This window comes from Streptomyces bobili (assembly GCF_002154575.1).
Classification (GTDB): Bacteria; Actinomycetota; Actinomycetes; order Streptomycetales; family Streptomycetaceae; genus Streptomyces; species Streptomyces bobili.
In genome coordinates, this window is record NZ_MUBA01000309.1 from 1 (window position 1) to 10,922 (window position 10,922).

The 10,922-nt window shown below is 73.3% G+C and carries 11 protein-coding genes and 1 pseudogene; 7 read left to right on the top strand and 5 right to left on the bottom strand.

Annotated features, from left to right (window positions below; translation table 11 throughout):
- Positions 1-295: pseudogene (locus BZL64_RS24260) on the top strand (hypothetical protein); the annotation flags it as partial.
- 67 nt (positions 296-362) lie between these two features.
- Here the strand turns inward: BZL64_RS24260 and BZL64_RS24265 are convergent.
- Both BZL64_RS24265 and BZL64_RS24270 read right to left on the bottom strand, forming a co-directional pair.
- On the bottom strand, positions 363-1,697 hold the full coding sequence (locus tag BZL64_RS24265) for a PH domain-containing protein (protein WP_086771318.1): 1,335 nt from the start codon (positions 1,695-1,697) through the stop codon (positions 363-365).
- A complete protein-coding gene (locus BZL64_RS24270) occupies positions 1,694-2,200 on the bottom strand; it encodes a PH domain-containing protein (protein WP_086771319.1) in 507 nt (168 codons plus the stop codon). Before BZL64_RS24270 ends, BZL64_RS24265 begins: the two co-directional genes overlap by 4 nt.
- Before the next feature lie 31 nt (positions 2,201-2,231).
- Between BZL64_RS24270 and BZL64_RS24275 the strand changes: the two genes are divergently transcribed.
- Positions 2,232-3,383 (top strand): NADH-quinone oxidoreductase subunit D, encoded by a 1,152-nt coding sequence (locus BZL64_RS24275; RefSeq protein WP_086771320.1) that lies wholly within the window; start codon positions 2,232-2,234, stop codon positions 3,381-3,383.
- 22 nt (positions 3,384-3,405) lie between these two features.
- Here the strand turns inward: BZL64_RS24275 and BZL64_RS24280 are convergent, their stop codons facing one another.
- Positions 3,406-4,434, bottom strand: coding sequence for an SAM-dependent methyltransferase (locus BZL64_RS24280; RefSeq protein WP_086771321.1), 1,029 nt, complete (start codon positions 4,432-4,434; stop codon positions 3,406-3,408).
- A gap of 147 nt (positions 4,435-4,581) precedes the next feature.
- Here BZL64_RS24280 and BZL64_RS24285 point away from each other — a divergent pair, with 147 nt between their 5' ends.
- The 4 genes from BZL64_RS24285 to BZL64_RS24300 all read left to right on the top strand — a co-directional run bounded on the left by BZL64_RS24285 (position 4,582) and on the right by BZL64_RS24300 (position 7,575).
- The gene (locus tag BZL64_RS24285; protein WP_086771322.1) at positions 4,582-5,787 is read left to right on the top strand and encodes a sensor histidine kinase; all 1,206 of its coding nucleotides are present in this window, start codon (positions 4,582-4,584) and stop codon (positions 5,785-5,787) included.
- A gap of 54 nt (positions 5,788-5,841) precedes the next feature.
- Positions 5,842-6,513, top strand: coding sequence for a response regulator transcription factor (locus BZL64_RS24290; protein WP_086771323.1), 672 nt, complete (start codon positions 5,842-5,844; stop codon positions 6,511-6,513).
- 121 nt (positions 6,514-6,634) lie between these two features.
- Complete coding sequence (locus tag BZL64_RS24295; RefSeq protein WP_086771324.1) at positions 6,635-7,267, top strand: AAA family ATPase; 633 nt, start codon at positions 6,635-6,637, stop codon at positions 7,265-7,267.
- A 65-nt stretch (positions 7,268-7,332) separates the two neighbouring features.
- Positions 7,333-7,575 carry a hypothetical protein gene (locus BZL64_RS24300; protein ID WP_086771325.1) on the top strand — a complete coding sequence of 81 codons (243 nt, stop codon included), beginning with the start codon at positions 7,333-7,335 and terminating at the stop codon, positions 7,573-7,575.
- A gap of 39 nt (positions 7,576-7,614) precedes the next feature.
- Here BZL64_RS24300 and BZL64_RS24305 read toward each other — a convergent pair whose 3' ends face one another.
- Together BZL64_RS24305 and BZL64_RS24310 are read right to left on the bottom strand one after the other, a co-directional pair.
- Entirely contained in the window at positions 7,615-8,721 is a 1,107-nt protein-coding gene (locus tag BZL64_RS24305; protein ID WP_086771326.1) for a DUF5937 family protein, read from the bottom strand.
- Between the two features lie 83 nt (positions 8,722-8,804).
- Complete coding sequence (locus BZL64_RS24310; protein WP_086771328.1) at positions 8,805-10,037, bottom strand: threonine aldolase family protein; 1,233 nt, start codon at positions 10,035-10,037, stop codon at positions 8,805-8,807.
- 173 nt (positions 10,038-10,210) lie between these two features.
- Between BZL64_RS24310 and BZL64_RS24315 the strand changes: the two genes are divergently transcribed.
- Positions 10,211-10,922, top strand: a 712-nt coding sequence (locus BZL64_RS24315) for a Rossmann-like and DUF2520 domain-containing protein (RefSeq protein ID WP_086771327.1), incomplete at its 3' end; no start/stop codon positions are given.

The window sequence follows — 10,922 nt, forward strand, 5'->3', positions numbered from 1 at the left end:
GCCGTGGGACGCCGCACCGGCCGCGCAGCCGGTGCGGCGTCCCACGGCCGAGGGCGGCTTCGACTTCTTCGGGGCGGAGAAGGCGTCGGCCTCCGCCGCGCTGGAGGCCGTGCAGAACGAGGATCTCGCCGATGTCGTCGGCGAGGAGGCCCTCGCGCTGCACAAGGCCGAGGCCGAGGCGGAGTTCAAGCCGGCCCGCGAGCACGAGCGCGCCGTCGGTCAGGTCATCGACCTGACCGCGCACGACGAGACCGAGCAGATCGACGTCCAGGGACTGCGCAGCGCGGTCTCCTGAACGGCCCGCCGGAGCACCGCGGCCCGCCACGCCCGTGCGGCGAGGCGGGCCGCGGTGCGTTCCGCGGTCACGCCATCCACTGGTCCGACCGCGCGTCGCGCCGCCCGGTGCGGGACCGCTCCGCCTGGCCGCGCAGCAGCTCCGCGGCCTCCTGTGCGTCCCGCAGACGCGCTGTCACGGTCTTGCCGGCCCCCGTGTCCACATGGACGTCGGCGAGGCGCCACAGCCGCTTCCAGGGCCCCTGGGTCAGGCGCACGCTCTGCACCTTGGCGTGCGGCACGAGCGCCACGCTGCGCCGCAGCAGTCCGTGCCGGGCGACGAACACCGTGTCCGTGACGGCGATGCCGTAGCCCCGCCACCACAGGGGGAGGCACCGCCCGGCCCGGCGCGGCGGCCGGGACAGGGCGGCCGTCGCCGGTACCTCGGTGCCGGGCAGCACGCGCGCGATGACGGCCTCGGCCATCGCGCGCGGGGCGACCGGTACGAGCACCGAGTTGGCCGAACCGGCGACGTCCAGCTCGACCCGCACCCACCCACGCCGCCGCCACAGCAGCGGTTCGACGATGCGGACGGTCTGCACCCGGCCGGGCGGCACCGTCTCGTGCGTACGGTCGAGGAGGCCGTGGTCGATCCGCAGCCCGTCCGGCGACTCGCCGACCGTCCAGTCGTACTCGCCGACGAACCGTCCCGCGCTGCTCGCGCCCGCCGCGCCCAGCAGCGGCACACCGGTGGCGAGGACCGTCCACACGCTGTGGGTGGCGAGCCACAGGAACGGCGGCACGACGAGGGCGGCGGCGAGCGCGCCCCAGGTGGCGCCGGTCAGGATCAGGGCGACCGCCAGTTCGCGCGGGGGCACGCGCAGCAGTTCGCGCGCGGGTGCCTCGCCCACCTCGTGTGCCGTCTCGGGCGCGAAGCCGGCCGCGCGCGCGAGAAGTTCGGCGCGCAGGGCGCGTGCCTCGGACTCGCCCAGGAAGGCGAGTTCGTCCTTCTTGTCGGCGCCGACGACGTCGAGGCGCAGTTTCGCCACGCCCGCGATCCGCGCGAGCAGCGGTCGGGTCATGTCGACCGCTTGAAGGCGTTCGAGCCGGATGTGCGCCGTGCGCCGGAACAACAGGCCGGTGCGGATGCGCAGTTCGCTGTCCGTCACCGCGAAGTGGGTGAACCACCAGGACAGGAACCCGTAGAGGGAGGCCGCGGACACCACCACCGCGAGCACGATCAGCAAGGCCGTCGTGGTCAGCCGGGTCAGCTGTTCCTGCGCCTGGTTCGGATCGTGCGCCGCCCAGCCGACGACCACGGCGACGGGCGCCCACGCCCGCCTGAACGGCGTCACGGGATGCAGCCGCCGCTCGACCACCACCCGCTTCGGGCGTACGCCCTCGTCGACGCCCGGCGCCGTCACAGCCCCGCCGATCGGGCCTGGCCCAGCGCGGTCAGCCGGTCCCGCAGCCGTTCCGCCTCGGCCGGGTCCAGACCGGGGATCGTCGCGTCGGTCGCCGCGGCCGCGGTGTGCAGCTGCACGCTGGCCAGCCCGAAGTGCCGCTCCACGGGACCGGAGGTCACCTCCACGAGCTGCATCCGCCCGTACGGCACGACCGTCTCCTCGCGCCACAGCACGCCCCGGCTGATCAGCAGGTCGTCCGCGCGCTCGGCGTACCGCCAGGAGAGCCAGTTGCGGCCGAGCCCGACCCAGCCCCAGACGATCCCCGCCAGGGGCAGCAGGGCGAACGTGGCCCACGCGGGGCCGGCGAACAGGCCGAGCAGCACTCCGACGGCCACGGCGGCCGTCCCCAGCCACACCACGAGCAGCAGCCGCCGCATGCGCAGCAGCCCCGGCGGCAGCCCGGTCCACCGCGGCCCGGCCTCCGGCGTCGTCCCCGTGTCTGCCGCGCTCCCCGTTTCCATACCGCCAGCGTACGTAGGAGAGACTGGGGCCATGACTCCTACGACGGAGACCACGGTCGGCATCGGCGGCGCCGCGGAGAGCACCGACATGGTGCTCAACATCGGCCCCCAGCACCCCTCCACCCATGGCGTGCTGCGGCTCAGGCTGGTGCTGGACGGCGAGCGCATCCGGCAGGCGGAGCCGGTGATCGGCTATATGCACCGCGGCGCGGAGAAGCTGTTCGAGGCCCGCGACTACCGCCAGATCATCATGCTGGCCAACCGCCACGACTGGCTGTCCGCCTTCTCCAACGAGCTGGGCGTGGTGCTCGCCGTGGAGCGGATGCTCGGCATGGAGGTGCCCCCGCGCGCGGTGTGGACGCGGACGCTCCTCGCCGAGCTGAACCGGGTGCTCAACCATCTGATGTTCCTGGGGTCGTATCCGCTGGAACTGGGCGGGATCACGCCGGTCTTCTACGCCTTCCGCGAGCGCGAGGTGCTCCAGAACGTCATGGAGGAGGTCTCCGGCGGGCGCATGCACTACATGTTCAACCGCGTCGGCGGCCTCAAGGAGGACCTGCCGGCGGGCTGGGCGTCCCGCGCGCGTGCCGCGGTCGCCGCCGTGCGTTCGCGCATGGACGTCTTCGACGACCTGGTGCTCGGCAACGAGATCTTCCGGGGCCGCACGCGCGGGGTGGGCACCCTCACGCCGGCGGCCGTGCACGCGTACGGCGTGAGCGGGCCGATCGCGCGAGCCTCGGGCGTCGACTTCGACCTGCGCCGCGACGAGCCCTATCTCGCGTACGGCGAGCTGCAGGACACCCTGAAGGTGGTGGGCAGGACCGAAGGGGACTGCCTGGCGCGCTTCGAGTGCCTCCTGGAGCAGACGCACAACGCGCTGGACCTCGCGGACGCCTGTCTCGACCGCCTCGGGGACCTGCCGCCCGGCCCGATCAACCAGCGGCTCCCGAAGGTCCTCAAGGCGCCCGAGGGGCACACGTACGCATGGACCGAGAACCCCCTCGGCATCAACGGCTACTACCTCGTCAGCAAGGGCGAGAAGACGCCGTACCGGCTGAAACTGCGCTCGGCCTCGTACAACAACATCCAGGCGCTCGCCGAGCTGCTGCCGGGCACGCTCGTCGCGGACATGGTGGCGATCCTGGGGTCGCTGTTCTTCGTGGTCGGGGACATCGACAAGTAGGTCGGGCGGGTGGACGAGCAGATCACGCGCGCGGTGGTGCGTCCGGGCGGAGCGGGTGGGGGATTCCCACCGGCTGGAGCAGCCATCCGAAGTCGCCGAGTCCGCCCGGTGCGGTGAGTTCGGCGGCCTCCCCGGCGCCCGCGAGGGCACGCACGTACGCGGCGGGGTCCGTGGAGGCGAGCGCGAGCGGGGGGCGGGTGCCCGCCAGACCCAGGGCGCGCAGGGCGGCGCGTTGCCGCAGAAGGAGCGGGCGCTGGGGCGTGTGCGCCGGGGTGCACGCCTCCGCACACGCATCGAGTGCCACATGTGCCGTGATGTCGCAGTTGCCGTCCGGGACCGGTGAGGTCTCGCGGCCGTCCCGGAAGCCGGTGAGCGTGCCGAACGGTGGGCGCGCCGACGCCGTGTGCGCGTAGTCCACGGCCACCGCGAGCCCTCGCGCGACATGGGAGACGGCGGCGGCCCAGGCGCGGTCCCTGGGCAGGCCGATCTCGGCCCGCAGACCCGTCACGCCCGGCAGCGGCCACCACCGCGCGAGCCACTCGGCCTCCGGCCCGGACACCGGATCGCCGAGCCGCTCGTCCCCGTCGCCGCGGACGAGGACCAGCCGGGGCACGCCGGCGGAGTCGACCTCGGCGACCTCCACCGGCACGTTGTCGAGCCACTCGTTGGCGAACAGCAGCCCCGTGACCTGCGATGGAGGCTCGCGCAGCCAGGTGATGGCGGGGGCGAGGCCCGCCGGGCGGGCGGCGACTTCGACGCCGTACGCGCGCGTGCGGGCGGCCACGTCCGCGGGGAGCGCGGCGAGCACGCCGGTGACCAGTTCGCCGCGACCGGCCGCCATGTCGACGAAGTCCAGCGACGCGGGCCGGCCGAGAGCCTCGTCGACCCGGCACAGCAGCCGGGCCACGGCCGCGGCGAAGAGCGGGGAGGCGTGCACGGACGTACGGAAGTGTCCGGCCGGACCCTCGGGGCGCAGGTAGAAGCCGTCCGGGCCGTACAGGGCGGCCTCGGCCGCCGCCCGCCAGCCGCGCCATCCGCCGGCGTCCGTCACCGTCCCGACCTCCGGATCGTCTCCTCCACCGGGTCAGACTAGGCGTACAGGTGATCACTGTCTCCACCTTGCGGAGTACGCGCGCCGGGCCCGGATCGGTCCTCCGGTTGACCCCTGCACGCATCTGTCTTCCCTACGCTGGGTTACGTGCAGCGCCTCTACGACTTCCTCCGCAGACACCCGACCCAGGTCGACGGCTTCTGGGCCCTCGTCCTCTTCGGGATCTCTGTGGTCGCCGGAACCACCGCCGGCGAGAACCACGAGGGAACCGACAATCTGGCGTTGCTCGTACCGATCGCGCTTCTGCTGGGCCTGGTGGTGGCGCTGCGACGGCGCATGCCGGAGCGGATGCTGCTGCTGGCCGGTGCGCTCGGCCTCGCCCAGCTCGTGCTGGACGTCGCGACGATGGCCGCCGACTTCGCGCTGCTGGTGATCGTCTACACGGTCGCCGCGACGGGCGCCCGCTGGGCGTCGAGGCTCGCGCTGGGCATGGGCCTGGTCGCCGCGACCCTGGCACAACTGCGCTGGCAGACCGAGCAGACGGGCGTGGCGGGCAATGTGGCCATAGTCGTCTTCCAGACGGTTCCCTTCGCGCTCGCCTGGGTGCTCGGCGACTCCGTACGCACCAGGCGGGCGTACTTCGCCCAGTTGGAGGAGCGCGCGGCGCGCCTGGAGAAGGAACGCGAGGCGCAGGCGAAGGTCGCGGTCGCCGCCGAGCGCGCCCGGATCGCGCGCGAGCTGCACGACGTCGTCGCGCACAACGTGTCGGTGATGGTGGTGCAGGCCGACGGCGCCGCCTACGTCCTCGACGCGGCGCCCGACCAGGCGAAGAAGGCCCTGGAGACGATCTCCTCCACCGGCCGCCAGGCCCTCGCCGAGATGCGCCGCCTGCTGGGCGTCCTGCGCACCGGCGAGCACGAGGAGGGCGGGGAGTACGTCCCGCAGCCGGACGTCGAGCAGATCGAGGACCTCGTCCAGCAGTGCCGCGGCTCCGGCCTGCCCGTGGACTTCAAGGTCGAGGGCACCCCGCGGCCCCTGCCGAGCGGCGTCGAGCTGACCGCGTACCGGATCGTTCAGGAGGCGCTCACCAACACGCGCAAGCACGGGGGGCCGAACGCGGGCGCCAGCGTGCGCCTGGTCTACTTCGACGACGGTCTCGGTCTGCTGGTCGAGGACGACGGCAAGGGCGCTCCTCACGAGCTGTACGAGGAGGGCGGCGCCGACGGCGGCGGCCACGGCCTGATCGGGATGCGGGAGCGGATCGGCATGGTCGGCGGCACGCTGGACGCGGGCCCGCGTCCCGGCGGAGGATTCCGCATCAGCGCGCTTCTCCCGCTCAAACCGGCGCATTGACGCCGACGCACGCCCTTCGTTGACACCTGTCACAACCCCATGGAAGAGGACTCGATGACGATCCGCGTGATGCTCGTCGACGACCAGATGCTGCTGCGCACCGGGTTCCGGATGGTGCTCGCCGCCCAGCCGGACATGGAGGTCGTGGCCGAGGCGGGCGACGGCGTGGAGGCCCTCCAGGTGGTGCGTTCCACCGCGGTCGACGTGGTGCTGATGGACGTGCGCATGCCGAAACTGGACGGGGTCGAGGCCACCCGGCGCATCTGCGCCGACCCCAATCCGCCGAAGGTGCTGATCCTGACCACGTTCGACCTCGACGAGTACGCCTTCTCCGGGCTGAAGGCGGGCGCCTCCGGCTTCATGCTGAAGGACGTGCCGCCGGGCGAGCTGCTCACCGCGATCCGCTCGGTGCACAGCGGCGACGCGGTGGTCGCGCCCTCCACCACCCGACGTCTTCTCGACCGCTTCGCGCCCATGCTGCCCAGCGCGGGCAAGGAGCCTCAGCACAAGGAGCTGGAGCGGCTCACCGGGCGCGAACGCGAGGTCATGGTCCTGGTCGCCCAGGGGCTGTCCAACGGGGAGATCGCGGCCCGGCTGGTGCTGTCCGAGGCCACGGTCAAGACCCACGTGGGCCGCATCCTGACGAAGCTGGGGCTGCGCGACCGGGTGCAGGTGGTGGTCCTGGCGTACGAGACGGGTGTGGTGCGGGCCGGGGGTCACGGCTGAGGGCGGCTCCGGGTGGGCACGGGCGGGACGCGCGGAGGTACGTCCGTACGGACGTACAGGCGGCGTACGGATCACCGCCGAACGCGCCCCGCGCGCGCCCTGCGGCCACTAGGGTCGGCGCATGCTCCTGTGGATCAACGGTCCCTTCGGGGGCGGCAAGACACAGACCGCACACGAGATCCGGCGCCGCCTGCCGGGCAGCGTCGTCTGCGACCCCGAACACGTCGGTTTCGGTCTGCGCCGCATGCTGCCGCCGGACCTGCGAGGCGACTTCCAGGACCTGGTGTCGTGGCGCCAGGGGGTCGTCGAGGTGCTCGATCTGGCGCTCCGCGAGCACGACGGCGTGGTGATCGCCCCCATGACGGTGACCGACCCGCGCTGCTTCGCCGAGACCGTCGGCAGACTGGGCGAAATGGGCCACGACGTACGGCACTTCACGCTGCTCGCCCAGCGGGAGACCGTGGCGAAGCGGCTGCGCGAGCGGGGCCTCGGGCGCCTTCTCCGGTTCGCCGCCGGGAAGAAGGCGGTGCCGCGTGGGGACAGTTGGGCCGTCCGGCAGCTCGACCACTGTCTGGAACGGCTGAGTGAACCGGAGTTCGCCGAGCACCTGTGGACGGACCGTACGAGCGTGCCGAAGACGGCCGACCGTATCGCCGTCCTGGCCGGGCTGACGCTGACGCCGAACACCGAGGGGGCACTGCGCACGCGACTGCGCCAGGCGAGGGTCGGCCTGCAGCACATCAGGTTCGACTGAGGGCCGGGTTCCGGCGGTGATCGCAGGCCCCGTGGCGCGAGGGCCGCAGGGCTTACGGTGACGCCGTGAAACTGCTTCTGGGACGGGCGGCCGCGCTCGCGGGGTGGGCCATGGCGGGGTCCGCGGTGACGCTCGGCTGGTGGCTCGTGGGCCGGCTCACGGGCGACCGGCCGAGCCTCCTGATGTGCGCCTTCGCCGCTGTCTTTTCGATCGTCGGGGGCGAACTCGCCGACCGACGGCGGCGACGCCGGGCCAGGAACCGTGCGGCGAAGCGTAGGGCGAGCACCGGCGGCTCCTCCACCGGCTGACGGCCGCCGGTCTCGCTTGAGGCCCTACGCGCGCCCGCCCTACCTGAGGATCCCCTCCAGGAAGTCGCTGCCCAGCCGGGCCACCCGCGTCACGTCGAGCTGATGCAGCACATACCGGCCGCGCCGGCGGGTGGTCAGGAGCCCCGCCTTCTTCAGGACGGCCAGATGCCGGGATATCTCGGGAGCCGTCATGCCGTGGACCTGGGCCAGCTCGCTCGTGGTGTACGCGCTGCGCGCCAACTGCCGGCAGATCCGCATCCGGACGGGGTGGGCCAGGGCCGTCATCCGCAGGGTGAGCTGCTCGACCGACGGCGGCGAGGCCAGCTCCGGCGAGCCGACGGGGTAGTGCAGCACGGGCTGCCAGCCGCTCCGGTGCAGCACGCTGAGATGGGGCCAGCCGAGGCTGGTCGGCACGAGGAGCAGCCCGCCGCCCGCGGTGACCGTACGGCCCTCGACGAGCTTGTCGACCTCGATCTGGCCGGCCGCCTCGTCCAGGCTGAGGACGGGGGACACAGCCGCCAGCGTCTCGGCCATCCCGCGGTGCCGCAGCAGCTCCGTCTTGTGCCGGGCGTCCGCCGTGAGCTGGTGGCTCAGCCGCGACCAGACCTCTGCGAAGAACGCCTCGTCGCAGTCCTCCAGGAAGCGCCGCAGCCACGCGCGCACACTGGGCGGGTCGTCGAGCAGCCGCTGGGTGAACCGCACCTGCTGGGGGCCGCGCGAGGCGGCAACGTCCAGGGCGCGACGGCGCACCCGCTCGTCGGTGAGGATCAGCGGCTCGTAGGAGCCGTAGCTGATCACGCAGGTGAACTCCAGGGCCGCGTCCACGAATTGCTCGTCCGTCAGCTTGTCGAGCAGGTCCAGCTCCTCGGCGAGCGTCCCGCGCGGGAGCGTGCTGCGGCCAGGGATACCGGCGTACGGCATGAAGAGGTCGGAGAACGTCGTCCGCCACAGGAAGTCGGCCTCGCACATCCGGTCGGCGAGATGCGAGTCGAGGCGCGCGGTGACACTCGTGACCCAGCCCTGGAGGCCCGGATGGTGCCCCGGCTCGGACAGCGCGTGCAGTGCCATGCCGAGCTCGGCCAGGGGGGACGGCACGATCGCGACCCCCTCCGGCCGCAGCCCCGCGATGTCGATGCGCACGCTCATGCCCTCATGGTGCACCCCACCACTGACAACGCCGCCCCCCACCGCTGACAACGCCGCTCCGACCGGTCGAGGCCGCCCGTCGCCTACCCGTCGGCCCGCACCCCGCCCCGGCCGGCCTCCTCCTCCAGCCGGACCATGAAGTCAGCGACCGCCGTACGCACGTCCTCGGCGCTCCACTCCAGGCCGGGTGCGCGGACGTCGATCTCCGTGACGGCCAGCCCCGGCACGGGCGCGTCCCAGGCGCGCGCGAAGAGCAGGGTCCCGGTCTCCTCGGCCGTACGGATCGCGGCCTCGGCGACCGTGTCCGCGTCGTACGGCAGCCACACCTGGAACTCGTTGGTGTGCGGTACCTCGGGGTGCACACGCGACCACGGCACCCCGGCCGCCGCCAGTCCCTCGGCCAGCGCGGCGGCCACCACGCGCGCGTGGAGCACGTACGACGGCAGACGGGGCAGTTCGCGCTCCAGGCCCAGCAGGGCCGACAGCGCGGTGGGGAACTGCTGGAAGACCGTGCCGCCGTAGCGGTGGCGCCACGCCTTCGCCTCCTCCACCAGGGTGCTCGGGCCGGCCACGGCGGCGCCGCCGAAGCCGTCGAGGGACTTGTAGAACGACACGTAGACGCTGTCCGCCAGCGCGGCGATCTCGTCCAGCGGGCGGCCGAGGTGGACCGTGGACTCCCACAGGCGCGCGCCGTCGAAGTGCACCACCGCGTCCCGCTCGCGCGCCGCCTCCACGAGACCGGTCAGCTCCTCCCAGGACGGCAGCAGATGTCCCGGGCGCACGAGCGGCAGTTCGAGCATCAGAGCCCCGAACGGCTCCTCGCAGTCACGGACCTCCTCGGTGGTGGGCTGGCGCGGCTCGGCCGTCAACACGACCGGGCGCAATCCGCTGACCTGGCTGAACGCCCCGCGTTCGTGCACCTCCGGGTGGGCCTCGGCGTGCAGGGCCACGGCCGGGTTCCCGGTGCGGCCCGCCCAGCAGCGCAGGGCGACCTGCTGCGCCATGGTGCCCGTCGGGAAGAAGACCGCGGCCTCCTTGCCGAGCAGCCCGGCGACCTTGTCCTCCAGAGCGGCGACGACGCCGTCGCCGTACATGTCGACCGACTCGTCCAGGTCGTACACCTCGCCGGCCGCCTCCAGAAGGGCGAGCCGCTGGCGGATCGTCCTCTGCAGACCTGAGCGGGCCAGCACCCGCCGCGCGCCGCGGGAGGCGGTCCTGCGCCGCTCCCAACGGCGCCTGCGCCGCTCGTCCTCCGGCACCGGCTCGGACGGCTCATGCTCGTACCCGCGCGCGGACCGGTCCGCCGTATCACTCATGCCGTGGATCATGTCGCGCGCGGGGACCCGAGGACACCCGGTTTCGGCGGCGTGGCAAGAGTGCGGTTACCCACAGCCTGTGGACAACTGGAGCCCCCGGTAACCGATCGCGTTAACATGACGAGAAATCGTCCGGTACCCAGAGCGGACTGGAACGGGAAGGCCGCCGTCGCGTGAGTACAGTCCACCAGCCAGACCCCAGGGACCGCCCCGCGCGGCTGACCGTCGGCGTCGTCGGCGCCGGTCGCGTCGGCCCCGCGCTCGCCGCCTCCCTCCAGCTCGCCGGACACCGCCCGGTGGCCGTCTCCGGCGTCTCCGACGCCTCCCGCCGACGTGCCGCGACGATGCTGCCGGACGTCCCCCTCGTCACCCCCGCCGAGGTCATGGCACGCGCCGACCTGGTCCTGCTGACGGTCCCCGACGACGCCCTGCCAGGCCTCGTCGAGGGCCTCGCCGAGACCGGCGCGGTCCGTCCGGGCCAACTGCTCGTGCACACCTCCGGCCGGTACGGCGCGAGGGTCCTGGACCCCGCACTGCGCGCGGGCGCGCTGCCGCTGGCCCTGCACCCGGCGATGACCTTCACCGGCACCGCGGTGGACGTCCAGCGCCTGGCCGGATGCTCCTTCGGCGTCACCGCGCCCGACGAACTGCGGCTGGCCGCCGAAGCCCTCGTCATCGAGATGGGCGGCGAACCGGAATGGATCGCCGAGGAGAACCGGCCGCTCTACCACGCGGCCCTCGCCCTCGGTGCCAACCATCTGGTCACCCTGGTCGCCCAGTCCCTGGAACTGCTGCGCGCGGCCGGCGTCGAAGCCCCCGACCGGATGCTGGGCCCCCTGCTGGGCGCCGCCCTGGACAACGCGCTGCGCTCCGGCGACGCCGCGC